This is a genomic window from Mesorhizobium sp. C372A, from assembly GCF_030323245.1.
Taxonomy (GTDB): Bacteria; Pseudomonadota; Alphaproteobacteria; order Rhizobiales; family Rhizobiaceae; genus Mesorhizobium.
On the sequence record NZ_CP100475.1, the window covers coordinates 3,655,779 to 3,671,583 of the forward strand.

General features: G+C 63.2%; 16 protein-coding genes and 1 other RNA gene. 16 read left to right on the forward strand and 1 reads right to left on the reverse strand.

Annotated elements, in window-relative coordinates; all coding sequences use genetic code 11:
• The first annotated feature begins 71 nt into the window (after positions 1 to 71).
• From NLY42_RS17330 to NLY42_RS17360, 7 genes are all read left to right on the forward strand, one after another.
• A complete protein-coding gene (locus tag NLY42_RS17330) occupies positions 72 to 269 on the forward strand; it encodes a hypothetical protein (protein ID WP_023668260.1) in 198 nt (65 codons plus the stop codon).
• A 209-nt stretch (positions 270 to 478) separates the two neighbouring features.
• The gene (locus tag NLY42_RS17335) at positions 479 to 1,198 is read left to right on the forward strand and encodes a J domain-containing protein (protein WP_023699613.1); all 720 of its coding nucleotides are present in this window, start codon (positions 479 to 481) and stop codon (positions 1,196 to 1,198) included.
• Positions 1,195 to 1,962 carry an N-acetylmuramoyl-L-alanine amidase gene (locus NLY42_RS17340; RefSeq protein WP_023753535.1) on the forward strand — a complete coding sequence of 256 codons (768 nt, stop codon included), beginning with the start codon at positions 1,195 to 1,197 and terminating at the stop codon, positions 1,960 to 1,962. The genes NLY42_RS17335 and NLY42_RS17340 overlap by 4 nt, the downstream gene beginning before the upstream one ends.
• A 184-nt stretch (positions 1,963 to 2,146) precedes the next feature.
• On the forward strand, positions 2,147 to 2,851 hold the full coding sequence (locus NLY42_RS17345) for a lytic transglycosylase domain-containing protein (protein WP_023744596.1): 705 nt from the start codon (positions 2,147 to 2,149) through the stop codon (positions 2,849 to 2,851).
• A 51-nt stretch (positions 2,852 to 2,902) separates the two neighbouring features.
• Positions 2,903 to 3,300, forward strand: an RNA gene (gene rnpB, locus NLY42_RS17350) — RNase P RNA component class A.
• 179 nt (positions 3,301 to 3,479) lie between these two features.
• A complete protein-coding gene (locus NLY42_RS17355; protein ID WP_023668264.1) occupies positions 3,480 to 3,764 on the forward strand; it encodes a type II toxin-antitoxin system ParD family antitoxin in 285 nt (94 codons plus the stop codon).
• A 125-nt stretch (positions 3,765 to 3,889) separates the two neighbouring features.
• Positions 3,890 to 4,054, forward strand: a complete 165-nt coding sequence (locus tag NLY42_RS17360; RefSeq protein WP_245259999.1) for a type II toxin-antitoxin system RelE/ParE family toxin — start codon at positions 3,890 to 3,892, stop codon at positions 4,052 to 4,054.
• A 9-nt stretch (positions 4,055 to 4,063) separates the two neighbouring features.
• On the opposite strand, the gene NLY42_RS17365 is transcribed toward NLY42_RS17360, so the two are convergent.
• Positions 4,064 to 5,179: a cystathionine gamma-lyase gene (locus tag NLY42_RS17365; protein WP_023753534.1), complete on the reverse strand. Its 1,116-nt coding sequence runs from the start codon at positions 5,177 to 5,179 to the stop codon at positions 4,064 to 4,066.
• A gap of 402 nt (positions 5,180 to 5,581) precedes the next feature.
• Here NLY42_RS17365 and mraZ point away from each other — a divergent pair, with 402 nt between their 5' ends.
• The 9 genes from mraZ to ftsW are packed head-to-tail and all read left to right on the forward strand — an operon-like array spanning position 5,582 to position 15,804.
• Positions 5,582 to 6,055 (forward strand): division/cell wall cluster transcriptional repressor MraZ, encoded by a 474-nt coding sequence (gene mraZ / locus NLY42_RS17370; RefSeq protein WP_023682144.1) that lies wholly within the window; start codon positions 5,582 to 5,584, stop codon positions 6,053 to 6,055.
• Positions 6,052 to 7,068, forward strand: a complete 1,017-nt coding sequence (gene rsmH / locus NLY42_RS17375) for a 16S rRNA (cytosine(1402)-N(4))-methyltransferase RsmH (RefSeq protein ID WP_023697024.1) — start codon at positions 6,052 to 6,054, stop codon at positions 7,066 to 7,068. The genes mraZ and rsmH overlap by 4 nt, the downstream gene beginning before the upstream one ends.
• A gap of 4 nt (positions 7,069 to 7,072) precedes the next feature.
• Entirely contained in the window at positions 7,073 to 7,465 is a 393-nt protein-coding gene (gene ftsL, locus NLY42_RS17380; protein ID WP_023682142.1) for a cell division protein FtsL, read from the forward strand.
• A gap of 14 nt (positions 7,466 to 7,479) precedes the next feature.
• Entirely contained in the window at positions 7,480 to 9,204 is a 1,725-nt protein-coding gene (locus NLY42_RS17385) for a peptidoglycan D,D-transpeptidase FtsI family protein (protein WP_023682141.1), read from the forward strand.
• 54 nt (positions 9,205 to 9,258) lie between these two features.
• Positions 9,259 to 10,713, forward strand: coding sequence for a UDP-N-acetylmuramoyl-L-alanyl-D-glutamate--2,6-diaminopimelate ligase (locus NLY42_RS17390; RefSeq protein WP_023753533.1), 1,455 nt, complete (start codon positions 9,259 to 9,261; stop codon positions 10,711 to 10,713).
• On the forward strand, positions 10,710 to 12,143 hold the full coding sequence (locus NLY42_RS17395) for a UDP-N-acetylmuramoylalanyl-D-glutamyl-2,6-diaminopimelate--D-alanyl-D-alanine ligase (RefSeq protein ID WP_023741697.1): 1,434 nt from the start codon (positions 10,710 to 10,712) through the stop codon (positions 12,141 to 12,143). The genes NLY42_RS17390 and NLY42_RS17395 overlap by 4 nt, the downstream gene beginning before the upstream one ends.
• 18 nt (positions 12,144 to 12,161) lie before the next feature.
• On the forward strand, positions 12,162 to 13,244 hold the full coding sequence (gene mraY, locus NLY42_RS17400; protein WP_023668273.1) for a phospho-N-acetylmuramoyl-pentapeptide-transferase: 1,083 nt from the start codon (positions 12,162 to 12,164) through the stop codon (positions 13,242 to 13,244).
• 8 nt (positions 13,245 to 13,252) lie between these two features.
• Complete coding sequence (gene murD, locus NLY42_RS17405) at positions 13,253 to 14,653, forward strand: UDP-N-acetylmuramoyl-L-alanine--D-glutamate ligase (RefSeq protein ID WP_023753532.1); 1,401 nt, start codon at positions 13,253 to 13,255, stop codon at positions 14,651 to 14,653.
• Positions 14,653 to 15,804, forward strand: a complete 1,152-nt coding sequence (gene ftsW, locus NLY42_RS17410) for a putative lipid II flippase FtsW (protein WP_023668275.1) — start codon at positions 14,653 to 14,655, stop codon at positions 15,802 to 15,804. The genes murD and ftsW overlap by 1 nt, the downstream gene beginning before the upstream one ends.
• The last annotated feature ends 1 nt before the right edge of the window (position 15,805 follow it).

A 15,805-nucleotide genomic window follows, 5' to 3' on the forward strand; every position in this document is an offset into this window, starting at 1 on the left:
TCATGGCCGTTTGACGCATTTTGCCTTCGACCGTTCACCGCAACGTGAGCGTGTGTTGAAGGAGAGATGTCATGAAAAAGCTCATTCTTGCTTCCGTTTCCGCCCTGGCCCTGTTCGGCGTTGCCGCCTGCAGCGACAGCGGTACGGATAACACCACCACCCAGAGCACCAATCCGCCAGCCGCCGAGCCCATGAAGCCGGCGACGCCGGATGCACCGAAGCCTGCAGAACCGGCTCCGGCAACACCTGCTCCTGCCCCCGCGCAGTAGCAGCAGTCTCGGTCACTTTGACGTGACGAGAGAGGAGGCCGGCTTCGCGCCGGCCTTCCTGCGTTTAGGTCGATTCGGGGCTCAAGGGCCTTGAACCGGCTCTTTCCTACGGTTTGGGATCTGGCGCGTCGGTTGCTTGCGTAAATTCGGTCCACTCTGCGGCGCTGTCTTGGCTTGATAGCAATGGCCGGCGGCCCTAATAAGCGCTCATGTCGATTTGGGATCGCCTCGGCGACTTCATCACCCGCGTTTCATCTTCAGCCACGTCCGGCGTAGCCGATGTGGTTGAGGCCGTGCGCACGGTTTTCTCCGGTGACGCCGATCTGCGCCGGCGTGTTGCCTTCTCTGTGGCGATGATTGCGCTGTCAGCCAAGATGGCCAAGGCCGATGGCATCGTCACCCAGGACGAGGTTCGCGCGTTCCAGGAAATATTCGAGGTGCCGCGAGAACAGACCCGCAATGTGGCGCGGCTTTACGATCTGGCCAAGCGCGACGTCGCCGGGTTCGAGACCTATGCCGAGAGTATGGCGCAGATGTGCGGCTCGGGCCATTCGAACTGCGTCATGCTGGAAGACATACTCGACGGTCTGTTCCATATCGCCAAGGCGGATGGGCTGGTGCATGAGCGCGAAGGGATTTTCCTGCACCGTATTGCCGAGATTTTCCGCATCGACGAGGTGCACTACGAGGCCATCCTGGCCAGGCACGTCAATCTCGGCGCCGGCGATCCCTATATCGTGCTCGGCATTGAGCGCGGGAAACCGTTCGAGGAGGTCAGGAAGCGATACCGCAAGCTGGTCTCCGACAATCATCCGGACCGGCTGATCGCGCGCGGCCTGCCGCAGGAATTCATCAAGATTGCAACGACCAGGGTCGCGGCGATCAACGCGGCCTATGAAATGATCGAGCGGGGCCTCAGGCACGCATGAGCGGCTTCCCGCCCGACGAGCCAAGCGCGGAGGTCAGGGTATCGCCGAATTTCGGCCCGCGGCGCGAAACCCTCAGGCCCGACATGATCGTGCTGCACTATACCGGCATGGCGACTGGTGCTGCCGCGGAAGCCTGGTTGTGCGACCCCGCAAGCGAAGTCTCGTCGCACTACCTCGTCCATGAGGACGGTCGCATTATCCAGATGGTGCGCGAAAGCGACCGCGCCTGGCATGCCGGTGCAAGTTCCTGGTTCGGGCGTACCGACATCAACTCCTGTTCGGTCGGCATCGAAATCGTCAATCCCGGCCATTCGCTCGGCTATTCGGCCTTTCCCAAGCGGCAGGTGGAAGCGGTGATCGGGCTTTGCCTTGGTATCATCGAACGCCATTGCATTTCGGCGCAAAGGGTGCTTGCCCATTCCGACATAGCGCCGGGGCGCAAGATCGACCCGGGCGAGAAATTCCCCTGGAAGGCGCTGTTTGCGGCCGGGGTCGGCCATCTCGTGCCTGCGGCGCCGGTCCGGCGCGGCGCGGTGCTGAAAGCCGGCGATACCGGCGCCGAGGTCGAGACACTGCAGTCGATGCTGGCGCTCTATGGCTATGGCGTCGAGATATCAGGTGTCTTCGACCGCCAGACCGAAATCGTCGTCGAAGCTTTTCAACGGCATTTCCGACCGCGCCTGGTGGATGGTGTCGCCGACGGCTCTACGTCTAGCACGCTGCAAAGCCTGCTGACTTCCCTTAGGTCAGTTGCGTCTAAATAATCGTTTCCTGATATTCAAGTTACAACCTGTCACTGAAAGTGAATTGCCTCGCCTTGTTCGACACAAATTCCGCCCTCAAAGGCAGTTCGTGCAAGTTATCGGACCTCCAGCCCCCCGGATGCTCCGATATTGATTAGGCGTTGCTGCGTGAAGATCTTCGCGCGGCCAAACAGAACGGGACCACATGCAGAAATTGACCGTTGTAACGGCAGCTATTGCTGCCGGCGTAATGACTTTTACCTTCAGCACGGCCGATGCCGCACCACTGAGCCAGAGGGCAGACCAGGGCTTCATCGCCGCACCCGCCAAAGCCACCATGACGAAGGCAAACCCGAAAGCAAAAAGGGCAACCACCGCGAATGTGCGCAAAGCAGCCGTGGTGAAGGCCAGAAAAGCCACGGCCAAGAGGCATTTTAAGCGCAACAGGAAGAGCGTCGACCTGACGACGACCGCATCGATCCGCCCAAGCACCGCTGCGGAGTCGACTGCGGCAGCCGCGCTTGGCGGCCAGTATTCGGCAATCATTGCCCGCTATGCCGCGGCCGAAGGCGTGCCGGTGTCGCTGGCCCAGGCGGTCATCAAGATCGAGAGCAACTACCGGCCGAACATCGTCGGCAGCGCGGGTGAAATCGGCCTGATGCAGATCAAGCCGGCAACGGCGCGGATGATGGGGTATAGCGGCTCCGCCAAGGGTCTGTTCGATCCCGACACCAACATCAAATACGGCATGAAGTACCTTGCCATGGCGCGCAATCTCGGCGGCGGCACCACCTGCGGCACGATCCTGAAATACAATGCCGGCCATGCCGCGACGCGGATGAACCCGGTGTCGGCGGCCTATTGCGGCAAGGTCAAGGTGCAGTTGGCGGCATTGGGATCGCCGGCATAAAGTCTGCTTTTTCATTTGCGTTTTGGAACGTGAACCCCTTTATACGCTGTGCCAGCTGGCCGGGCGGCCGCACCCGCAAAGCCGAAAGGCTGCGGGTGAGGAAAGTCCGGGCTCCATGGAGACACGGTGCCGGTTAATGGCCGGCGGGGGCGACCCCAGGGAAAGTGCCACAGAAAGCAAACCGCCCCGATTTATCGGGGCAAGGGTGAAAGGGTGGGGTAAGAGCCCACCGCGCGACTGGCAACAGGAGCGGCACGGTAAACCCCACCGGGAGCAAGACCGAATAGGGACGGTGCGAGGGGAAACCTTCGAGGGCTGTTTCCGGCTCACCGTCCGGGTAGGTTGCGTGAGGCGCATGGCAACATGCGCCCAAGATGAATGGCCGCCACGTTCTCGCCCCGAAAGGGGCGAGGGCCATACAAAACCCGGCTTACAGGCCAGCTGGCAATTTCTCCCCATATCGCGATTAATCCTTTGGGATCAGCAGTCTGCGCCTTCGGGCGCAGCTGACGATTCAGGTGCTTGAGCGATTGAATCAACTGCACCGGGTGGGTCGAGACAAACGCATTCTTGAAGCTGGTACGATTTAATCGTACCATGATCGTCGTGGTTTGATCAGGAGCACGCCATGGGTCATGTCGACAAACGCAGCATCACGCTTTCGCCGGAACTGGCGGCGGCGGTCGACGATGTCGTGGCCGCCGGCGAATATGCCTCGGCCAGCGAAGTCATCCGTGATGCGCTGCGGCAATGGAAAGACCGCCGCGATCTGCTCGGCTATACGGTCGAGGAACTGCGCAGGCTGGTTCAGGAGGGGATCGACAGCGGACCGGCGGTGGACGGCCAGCCCTTCATGGACCGGCTGCGAGCCAAATATCACAGGATGTCGGAAGCTGCAGGCTCGGAAGAGTGAAATATCGGCTGCTTCCTCAGGCGATATCAGATGTCGAAGGCATCGGTGACTACATTGCGGAACATAGCCCAAAGGGAGCCATGCGCCTTGTGGACGCTTTGGAGAGGCGCTAGACACTGCTCACCTTGCACCCGTTCTCAGGTGCGCCGCGCGATGATATCGCGCCCGGCATTCGTCATCTGATCGTCGGCGAATATGTCACTCTGTATCGCATGGGCGAAGACGCGATCGAGATCGTCCGCGTTTTGCACGGCAGGCGCGATATTGGCGCCGACGACTTGGTGACCTAATCCACCAGTTCAGACGCCGATCTTGTCCAGCGATGCCTCGATCGCCTGCCAGAGTTCTTCCACCGGCTCGCAGCCCACCGACAGGCGCACGAAGCCGGGCGGAACCGAATCTCCTCGCTTGGCCCGCCGCTCGGCGGAGGTGTGGACACCCCCGAACGACGTTGCCGCCTGCATCAGCGTGCAGTTGTTGATGAAATCCTCGGCCTTGTCTTCGGAAGCGAGTTCGAAGGACACGAGGAAGCCGAAGCGCTCCATCTGCGCCCGGGCGAGGTTGTGCGACGGGTCGCCCTCCAGCCCGGGGTAGCGCAAGCCGCTAACGGCGCGATGGTCTTTCAGGCGCTTCGCGATCACCTCGGCAGAAGAACACATGCGGTCGAAGCGTACGTCCAGCGTCTCCAGGCCGCGATGCACCAGCCAAGCCTCGAACGGGCCGGGAATGCCGCCCGCGGTCTCGCGCCAGCCGGTGACGTCCGCGATGATGTCTGGATTGCGGCTGGCGACATGGCCGAACAGCACGTCGGAATGCCCATTGGCCGCCTTGGTGTCGGCAGCAACGACAATGTCGGCGCCGAGATCGAGCGGACGCTGGCCGAACGGCGTCATCGTGGTGTTGTCGACGACGACGATCGCGCCCGCTTGGTGCGCGGCCTCGGTGACGGCTGTGATGTCGCAAATGTCCAATCGCGGATTTGACGGGGTTTCAACGTAGACAAGGCGGTAGCCGTCGAAGCCGCCGTCGAGGAATGTAGCTGTCGGCCGCAGATCATAGGCGACGCCGAAGGGCTTGAGGAAACGTTCGGCCAGCGCGCGTGTGGCATGGTAGCCGTCCGAAGGCAAAAGCACGCGGTCGCCGGATTTCAACAGGCCGAAAAACACCGCCGAGATTGCCGCCATTCCTGAGGGGAAGCCGACGCATGGCGCGTCTTCGAGATGCGCCAGCATGTGCTCGACTGCATCCCAGGTGGCGTTGCTGTAACGGCCGTACTGACGGTAGCCGGCGCCGTCGCCCGGGTTGTGGAAAATAGCGGCCATGGTCAGCGGCAATGGGATGGGGTCGCCTTTGGCAAGTCCGTCGCGACGCAGATGGGCAAGGGAGGCCGCGCGGGACCTGGCTGTTTCGGACATGGATTTCTGACCTTGTTGCTCAGCGAAAAGACTGACGACGCTATTCGCGGCAGTGATGCGCGGCAAGCCGCTTCCGCTTGGGCCAGCCCGCTCTAAACGGTTCGTTAGGCTTAATGGGAGATAAAGACGGGAGTGTTGTCAGAGCTGCTCTCACCGGTTGTGGCGCGCGCGTTTGTGAAGCCTGTTCCCGTTGACGCCCATAGTGCCCCATGATATCCCATTTCGATACCAAAGCCTTCGTTCCGCGTCAGGGTAAAGCGTACGCCAATCGGGCAGCCGCGGCGGCTGTGCGTTTGCGGGGTTTTGCCGCTGGGATCGAAGCGGATTTTCGGCAGGGGACGCGCTTCGGCGCGGACGAAAACATGGAGAGGGGTGCGGCGGCGGAAGCGGCTGCAGCGTGTCATGGACCGGTTTCTGTCAAGCGCGGTGAACAGGATCGATGCGAAGGGGCGGGTCTCCGTTCCGGCGCATTTCCGCGCGGTCGTGCAGAAACGCGGCTATTCGGAACTCTATGCGCTGCGCGGCCTGGACGTGCCTGCGATGGATGTCGGCGGGCTCGATCTGCTCGACCGCTACGAGCAGCGCATCGCGCTGGAAGACCCTTTTTTGCAGACGGCGGACGATATGTCGTTCTTCTGCCATGGCGACGGGACGTTCCTGAAGCTCGATCAGGATGGCCGCATCACGATGAGCGATTTCATCCGCGAGCATACGGGCATCACGAGCGAAGTGGCCTTTGTCGGCCGTGGCAATTTCTTTCAAGTTTGGGAGCCGGGACGGCTGGCCGCCTATGGGGCGCAGGCGCGCGCTCGGCTTTTGCAGCTTCGGCAGGGGACGAAGGCTCACGAGGCCAAGGCTGGGGAGCGGCCGGAATGATGGCGGATCACGGCGATGATCTCAGCGCCGTTGGCGGACCGGTCCGCCACATTCCGGTCCTCCTCGCCGAAGTGCTGGAGGCGCTCTCACCCAAAGCCGGCGATGTGATCGTCGACGGCACGTTTGGCGCCGGCGGCTACACCAAGGCGATCCTGGCGAGCGGCGCCTCGGTGGTGGCGATCGATCGCGATCCCGATGCGATTGCCGCCGGGCGCGGCCTGGAACAGCAATCCGGCGGCAGGCTAAGGCTGGTGCAGGCGCCATTTTCGACGCTGGACGAGCAGGTCGAAAGCGCCGACGGCGTTGTCCTCGACATCGGCATTTCCTCCATGCAGGTCGACCAGCCCGAGCGCGGCTTTTCGTTCCGCACCGACGGGCCGCTCGACATGCGCATGGCGCAGGCGGGCTTGAGTGCTGCCGACGTCGTCAATTCGTTCAAGATAGGCGACCTTGCCCGCATCTTCGGCTTCCTCGGCGAAGAGCGGAATGCCGGCCGCATTGCCCGCATGATCGAGTCACGCCGCGAAAAACGTCCGTTCGAGCGCACGCTCGATCTCGCCGACGCCATCGAAACGCATATCGGCCGCGCGCCGAAGGACAAGATTCATCCGGCCACCCGCGTCTTCCAGGCGCTGCGCATTTTCGTCAATGACGAGCTGGGCGAATTGGCCAAAGCCCTAATGGCATCCGAGCGGGTATTGAAGCCCGGCGGGCGGCTTGCGGTGGTGACGTTCCATTCGCTGGAAGACCGCATCGTCAAGCGCTTCATCGCCGACCGCGCCGACGTCGCCACCGGCTCACGTCATTTGCCCGAAGCGCACGCGCGTACCGCGACCTTCCGCAAGGCCGGTGGCGGCGTGACGGCAGGCGATGCCGAAGTCGCTGCCAATCCGCGGGCGCGCTCGGCCAGGCTGCGTGCCGCCATCCGCACCGAGGCGCCGGCGCGCGCCGGTGATCTCACCGTTTTCGGACTTCCAAAACTTCCCGGCATCCAGGCGCCGCGAGAGAGGTGAATACGTGTTTCGAACCAGCGACATAGTCCTGATCGCCGTCATGGTCTCGGCCGCGGCCCTGACCTACAAGGCCAAGCGCGAGGCCGAGGAACAACTGGCTTCGGTGCAGAAGATCGAGGCGCAGATCCGCTATGAGGAGGACACGATCGACCTGCTCAAGGCCGACTGGAGCCTGCTGACCCAGCCGTCGCGCCTGCAGAAGCTGGCTGAAATCTACAAATCGCAGCTCGCACTCGAGCCGGTCAATGCGCGGCAGATCGTCGGGCTCGACGACCTGCCGGCAAAACCGCTCAACATCGAGGACCTGTCGTCGCAACGGCTTGGCGGCATGGCCGACAATTCCGGCAAAGGACCAGCCGACAAGGATCCCGTGGTCACCGGAGCCATCGTCCAATGATCGCTGGATTTCCAATGCGCGCCAAACTTCCGTCGGTCGGCAAATTGCTGAAGCGCCGCGCACGGACCGGCGAGGACGGCTCCATCGTGGTCGAAGGCGCGCGCAAGGCGACCGGCGGCAAGGCCAAGACCCGAATCGTGATGACGATGGCGGTGTTCTTCGGCATCTATTCGACCATCGCCGGGCGGCTGGTCTATCTCGGTTTCCAGTCCCCCGACATGTCGAATGGGCCGCAAAGCCGGGTGACGGCGTCGCGTCCCGACATCGTCGACCGCAACGGCGAGGTGCTGGCGACCGACATCAAGACGGCATCGCTGTTTGCCGAGCCGCGCCGCATCGTCGATGCCGACGAGGCGATCGAAAAGCTGTCGACCATTCTGCCAGATATCGACCCCGAGCAGACCTATCACAAGCTGAAGAGCGGCGCCGGCTTCGTCTGGCTGCAGCGGCAGCTGACGCCCAAGCAGCAGGCCGACATCATGCAGCTCGGCATTCCCGGAATCGGCTTTCGCACCGAAAAGCGCCGCTTCTATCCGGCCGGCGTGACCTCGTCCTACATTGTCGGCCTCACCAACATCGACAATCAGGGCATCTCCGGCATGGAGAAATACATTGACGAGCAGGGCTTAAGCGACCTGCAGGCCTCAGGACTTGCGATCGCCAAGGATCTGAAGCCGGTTCAGCTGTCGATCGACCTGCGCGTCCAGCATGTGGTGCGCGACGAGATTGCCGCCGGCCTCGAGCGCTATCGCGCCATGGGCGCCGGCGCCGTCGTGCTCAACATCAAGACCGGCGAAGTGGTGGCGATGGCCTCGGTGCCGGATTTCGATCCGAACAATCCCTTCAATGCGCAGGACAAGGATCGGCTGAACCGCATGTCGGCCGGCCTCTACGAGATGGGCTCGACCTTCAAGAGCTTCACCTCGGCCATGGCACTCGATTCCGGCAAGGCGAATATGAACAGCCGTTTCGACGCCTCGCACCCAATCCGCGTCGGCCATCAGGCGATCCACGATTTCCATGGCAAGAACCGCGTGCTGTCATTGCCGGAGGTGTTCCTTTACTCCTCCAATATCGGATCGGCCCGTGAGGCCGAAATGGTCGGCATCGAGGGGCACCGCGAATTCCTGCATCGCCTTGGCCTTCTGGACAGGATGCAGACCGAACTGCCTGAGGTCGCGCGCCCGACCGAACCGAAGGTCTGGAAACAGGTCAACTCCTTCACCATCGCCTTCGGCCATGGTGTGTCGACGACGCCGCTGCAGGCCGCCGTCGGCTGCGCGGCGCTGATGCAGGGCTATTTGATCCCGCCGACTTTCCTGGTCCGCAGCGAGCAGGATGCCATGGCGGTGGCCAAGAGAGTGGTCAGCGAAAAGACTGTGGAGGGCATGCGCTACCTCTACACGCTCAATGCCGAGAAAGGCTCGGCCAGAAACGCCAGGGCCCCCGGCTACCGCGTTGGCGGCAAGACCGGAACCGCCGAGAAGGTGATCAATGGCCGCTACTCGAAGGAACTGAATTTCAACACCTTCGTCGCCGCCTTCCCGATGGACGATCCGCAATATCTGGTGTTTACGATCGCCGACGCTCCGCACCCGGAAAAGCCCGGGATGACCGACGTCGCCGCCAACAATGCGGGTGTCATGGCCGGAAACATCATCAGGCGGGCAGCCGCCATGCTTGGCGTGAAGCCAGATTTCAGCCATGAAAATGGCGCAACGCTGGTTTCCTATCAGTGATTCTTAGGGCGCGCCGGCAACTGCGCGCTATTTTGTTGAGATAAACGGGGTTCGATGCACCTGAGAGATTTAGCCGGTATCCTGCCTGTCGAGGGAACATCTTCCCGCGATGTGGAGGTAACCGGGATTTCGTCGGATTCCCGCACGGTCAAGACCGGCGTGGTCTTTTTCGCGCTCGCCGGCAGCAAGGCGGATGGTTCGGCCTATGCCGCCGATGCGGCAAAGCGCGGCGCAGCGGCGGTTGTCGTGGGCAAGGCCGGCGCCGTTTCCGGCCTGTCCGTCCCGGTGCTCAGCGTCGACGACCCACGCCTGGCGCTGGCGCTGAGCGCGGCACGTTTCTTCGGCAGCCAGCCGGAGACGATGGTCGCGGTTACCGGCACCGCAGGCAAGACCTCGGTCGCCGCCTTCATCCGGCAGATCTGGGAGCAGGCCGGCTTTGCCGCCGCGTCCATTGGCACCACCGGCGTGGTGGCGCCGGGCCGCAACGATTACGGTTCGCTGACCACGCCCGATCCGGTGGCTTTGCACCAGTTGCTCAAGGAATTGGCGGAGGCCGGCGTCACCCACGCCTCGATGGAGGCTTCCAGCCATGGTCTCGACCAGCGCCGCCTCGATGGCGTCAAGCTCGCCGCGGGCGGCTTCACCAATCTCGGCCGCGACCATATGGACTATCATCCGACGGTCGAGGATTACCATCGCGCGAAATTGCGCCTGTTCGACACGCTGCTGCCGAAAGGCGCGCCAGCGGTCATCTTTGCCGACGATCCGTGGTCGGCGCCGACCATCCAGGCTGCGCAGGCCGCCGGGCTCAAGGTGCTGACTGTCGGCCGCCATGGCGATTTCCTGCGCCTGAAGCGGGTCGAGCACGAGCGCCACCGCCAGCGCGCCGAGGTCGAAGCCGACGGCGTGCTCTACGAGATCGACCTGCCGCTCGCCGGCGACTTCCAGATCGCCAATGCCCTGGTTTCGGCAGGGCTGGCCATTTCCACCGGAACGCCGGTCGCCAAAGCTTTGATGACATTGGAGAAACTTCAGGGGGCACCGGGACGGCTCGACCTTGTCGGCGCCACCGCCAATGGCGCGCCCGTCTATGTCGACTATGCCCACAAGCCGGATGCGCTGGAAAATGTGCTGGCCGCCGTGCGCCCGTTCACCACCGGGCGCGTCATCGTCGTGTTCGGCTGCGGCGGCGACCGCGACCGGGGCAAGCGGCCGATCATGGGCGCAATCGCCACGCGGCTGGCCGATGTCGTCATCGTCACCGACGACAATCCGCGCTCGGAAGTGCCGGAAACGATTCGTGCCGCGATCCTGGCAGCCGCACCCGGCGCCATCGAAATCGGCGACCGCCGCAAGGCGATCCACGAAGCGGTCGCCATGCTCAAAGCGGGCGATACGCTGATCGTTGCCGGCAAGGGCCATGAAGAGGGCCAGACCATCGGCGCCGAGACTTTTCCGTTCTCCGACCACGAAGAAGTCCGCTCGGCGCTGCGGGAGTGGGCCGCATGAGCGTGCTCTGGACTTCCGAGGCGCTGGTCGACGCCATGGGCGGTCGGCCGCTCGGGCCGATGCCGGAGGGAATTTCGGGGATCTCGATCGACAGCCGCAGCCTGCAGCCGGGCGACGCCTTCTTCGCCATCAAGGGCGAGGCGATGGACGGCCATGACTTCGCGACCGCGGCGATCAAGGCCGGCGCCGGCGTTCTGGTCGTCGCCGAGGGCAAATTGCCGTCGCTTGGGCGGCTGACGGCGCCGATGATCGTCGTGCAGGATGTGCTGGCAGCACTGGAGAAACTCGGTGTTGCCGCCCGCGCCCGTTCCAGCGCAAAAATCATCGCGGTGACCGGATCGGCCGGCAAGACCACCACCAAGGAGGCGCTGCGTCATGTGCTGTCGGCCGTCGGCACGGTGCATGCTTCGGCGCAGTCCTTCAACAATCATTGGGGCGTGCCGCTGACGCTGGCGCGCATGCCCGGCGATTGCGACTATGCGGTGTTCGAGATCGGCATGAACCATCCGGGCGAGATCCGGCCGCTGGTCAAGATGGTCCGGCCACATGTGGCCATCGTCACGATGATCGCCGCGGCGCATCTCGGCTTCTTTAGAAATCTCGACGAGATCGCCAAGGCCAAGGCCGAGATTTTTGAAGGCATCGAGCCCGGCGGTGCGGCCTTGCTCAACCGCGACGATGCGCGATGGAAGCTGCTCGACAAGATGGCGCGAGCCGCCGGCGTCGAACATGTCTTTGGCTTCGGCGAGAATGCACGGTCGACCTACAAGCTGACCAAATGCGAGCTGCATGCCGATCATTCCGACATCACCGCCAGGATCGGCGGGCAGGATGTGACGGCGCGCATCGGCGCGCCCGGCCGCCACATGGTACAGAACGTCCTGGCGGTGCTCGGCGCCGCGCATTTGGTTGAAGCCGACATCGGCAAGGTGGCCTTGGCACTGGCCGATCTTTCGGCCGAGCGTGGCCGTGGGAAGCGCCATATGCTTCGCCACCCCAAGGGACCGATCACACTGATCGACGAGAGCTACAACGCCAATCCGGCCTCGATGGCTGCTGCCATGGCGCTGCTCAACGCGACGCCTGTCACGGGCGAGGGCCGGCGCATCGCCGTGCTCGGCGACATGCTCGAGCTCGGCGACCATTCGGCCAAGCTCCATGCAGCCCTTGCCGAACTGATCGTCGGCACCGGCACAAACACGGTCTTTCTCGGCGGTCCGGAAATGCGGGCGCTGGCAGACATCCTGCCCGACGAGATCAAAACGGAATACCGCGCCGGCGCCGAGGAATTGAAGCCGCTGCTGTTGTCGACGCTGAAGGCCGGCGACGTGGTGATGATCAAATCGTCGAAAGGCATCGGCTTTTCAAAGCTGGTCGAGGCCTTGCTCGGCAAATATCCGGCGGAAGCCGCAGGCACGAAACAGAACTAGTCCGGGGAACGGAATCGTATGTTTACATTGCTCGTCGATTTTGCGGACAAGGTCTCGGTCTTCAATGTCTTCCGCTACATAACTTTCCGCACCGGCGGTGCGCTGATCACCTCGGCGCTGATCGTCTTCATCTTCGGGCCGACCATCATCAATTCGCTTAGGCTGCGGCAAGGCAAGGGCCAGCCGATCCGCGCCGATGGCCCGCAGACGCATTTCAAGAAGGCCGGCACGCCGACGATGGGCGGGCTGATGATCCTGTGCGGCATCGTCGGCTCGTCGCTTCTATGGGCGAACCTCTCCTCGATCTATGTCTGGGTGGTGCTCTTGGTGACGCTGGGCTTCGGTTCGATCGGCTTTTACGACGACTATCTCAAGGTAACCAAGCAGTCGCATCTCGGCTTTTCCGGCAAGGCGCGGCTGGCGTTGGAATTCGTCATCGCCGGCATCGCCGCCTGGGCGATCATGCATAATGGCCAGGCGCCGTTCTCGTCGTCGCTGACCTTCCCCTTCGCCAAGGAATTCATCATCAATCTCGGCTGGTTCTTCGTGCCGTTCTCCTGCTTCGTCATTGTCGGCGCCGGCAATGCGGTGAATTTGACCGATGGCCTCGACGGGCTGGCGATCGTGCCGATCATGATCGCGGCGGCATCCTTCGGCGTTATTGCCTACCTCTCCGGCAATGCGGTGTTCGCCGAATATCTGCAGATTCATTTCGTGCCCGGCACCGGCGAGCTGGCTGTCGTGCTTGGCGCCGTCATCGGCGCCGGCCTCGGCTTCCTCTGGTTCAACGCGCCACCGGCAGCGATCTTCATGGGCGACACCGGTTCGCTGGCCATGGGTGGCCTGATCGGTACGGTCGCGGTCGCCACCAAGCACGAAATCGTGCTGGTCATCGTCGGCGGATTGTTCGTCGTGGAAATCCTGTCGGTCATCATCCAGGTCGGCTACTTCAAGATGACCGGCAAGCGCGTCTTCCTGATGGCGCCTATCCATCATCATTTCGAAAAGCTCGGCTGGACCGAAAGCCAGGTGGTGATCCGCTTCTGGATCATCGCCGTCATCCTGGCGCTGGTCGGCCTGTCGACCCTCAAGCTGAGATAGGAACCCGCTTGATCCCCGCCGCATCCTTTTCGGGCAAACGCGTTTCGCTCTTCGGGCTCGGTGGCTCGGGGATCGCCACGGCGCGCGCGCTGATCGAGGGCGGCGCCGACGTGCTCGCCTGGGACGACAATCCCGATAGCGTCGCCAAGGCTGCTGACCAAGGCATTGCGACCGCCGATCTGCGCGGCGCCGACTGGTCGAAATTCTCGGCCTTCGTGCTCTCACCCGGCGTACCGCTGACGCATCCCAAGCCGCACTGGACGGTGGAGTTGGCGCGTGGCTCCGGCGTCGAAGTGATCGGCGATATCGAATTGTTCTGCCGCGAGCGGATTGCGCGCGCGCCTGATGCGCCGTTCATCGCCATCACCGGCACCAACGGCAAGTCGACGACCACGGCGCTGACCGCGCATATCCTCAAATCGGCAGGGCGCGGCACACAGATGGGCGGCAATATCGGCCGCGCCATCATGACGCTTGATCCACCGCGGGCTGACCGGCACTATGTCGTCGAGTGTTCGTCCTACCAGATCGATCTCGCGCCCTCGATCAATCCGACGGCCGGCATCCTGCTCAACCTGACGCCCGACCATCTCGACCGCCACGGCACCATGCAGCACTACGCTTCGATCAAGGAGCGGCTGGTCGCCGGCAGCGAGACAGCCATTGTCGGCGTCGACGATAGCTGGTGCGCGCAGATCGCCGACCGGCTGGAGAGGGCGGGCCGACAGGTGATCCGCATCTCCAAGCGGCTGCCGCTGACCGACGGTTATTTCGCCGACGGCTCCGATCTGATGGAAGCCGTGCATGGCCGCTACCGCCGCGTCGCCTTCCTCGAAGGCATCGGTTCGTTGCGCGGCCAGCACAATGCGCAGAACGCGCTTGCCGCGGTCGCCGCCTGCCTCAAGGTCGGCTTGAGCCTCGGCGAGATCCAGGCAGGACTTGAGAGCTTCCCGGGCCTGGCGCATCGCATGGAGCAGGTCGGGCGGAAGGACCACGTGCTGTTCGTCAACGATTCCAAGGCGACCAATGCCGATGCGGCGGCACCGGCGCTGTCGAGTTTTTCGCGCATTTACTGGATCGCCGGCGGACTGCCCAAGGAAGGCGGGATCGAGCCGCTGCGCGGTTTCTTCCCGCGCATCGCCAAGGCCTATCTGATCGGCGAGGCGGCACCCGCGTTCTCGGCGACGCTCGGCGAAGCCGTGCCCTATGAAATCTCGGGCACGCTGGCCGCCGCGGTCGACCATGCCGCGAAAGACGCGGCCAAGGATGACAGCGGCGAGGCGGTGGTGCTGCTGTCGCCGGCCTGCGCCAGTTTCGACCAGTTCAAGAATTTCGAAGTTCGCGGCGAAGCCTTCAGGCAAGCTGCGAATGCTATCGAGGGCGTGAAACCCATCGGAGGGGCACGATAATGCAAAGCCGTCTCGACAAAAGCCCGGTTGCAACCTGGTGGTGGACGATCGATCGCTGGTTCCTGGCGGCGTTCCTGTCGCTGATGGGGCTTGGCATCGTCTTGTCCTTTGCGGCAAGCCCGGCGGTGGCCGAACGCATCGGCCTCGACAGTTTCCACTTTGCCACCAGGCAGATCATCTTCACCGTGCCGGCACTCGGCGTGATGCTGGCGGTGTCCTTCCTGGAATCGCGGCAGATCCGGCGCATGGCGCTGATCATCCTGGGCATCATGCTGGTGCTGATGGTGGCCGTGCTCTACATCGGCGTCGAGGTGAAGGGCGCACGGCGCTGGGTGTCGTTTGTCGGCATGTCGATCCAGCCGTCGGAATTCCTGAAACCCGCCTTCGTCATCGTCTGCGCCTGGCTGTTCGCAGAACACAAGCGCCAGCCCGACATTCCGGGCAATTTGTTTGCCATGCTGCTGCTGATCCTGGTCATCTCGCTTCTGGTGGCGCAGCCCGATCTCGGCCAGACCATGCTGGTGACCGGCACCTGGGGCGTCATGTTCTTCATGGCCGGCCTGCCCTGGCTATGGATCATCGCGCTTGGCGCCACCGGCGCCGGCGGCCTGTTTGCCGCCTATACGGTGTTCCCGCACGTCGCCGCGCGCATCGACAAATTCCTAACCGGCGAAGGCGACACGTTCCAGGTCGACATGGGCCGCGAGGCGCTGATCAACGGCCACTGGTTCGGCGTCGGGCCGGGCGAGGGCACGGTCAAGCGGGTCATTCCCGACGCGCATGCCGACTTCGTGTTTTCGGTCGCTGGCGAAGAGTTCGGGCTGATCATGTGCTTCTTCATCATGTCGATCTTCGCCTTCATCGTGCTGCGCGGCTTGAGCACGGCATTGAAGGAACATGATGATTTCACCCGCTACGCCGTCGGCGGTCTCGTCACCGTGTTCGGCCTGCAGTCGGTCATCAACATGTGCGTCAACCTGCAACTGATGCCGGCCAAGGGCATGACGCTGCCTTTCATCTCCTATGGCGGCTCCTCGCAGATCGCCATTGCCATCTCGATGGGCATGGTGCTGGCGCTGACGCGCAAGCGACCGGAAAAGCGCAAGCAGATGGGCTTTGCCCTGTCGCAGCGCGCCCTGCCGGCGGAGTGAT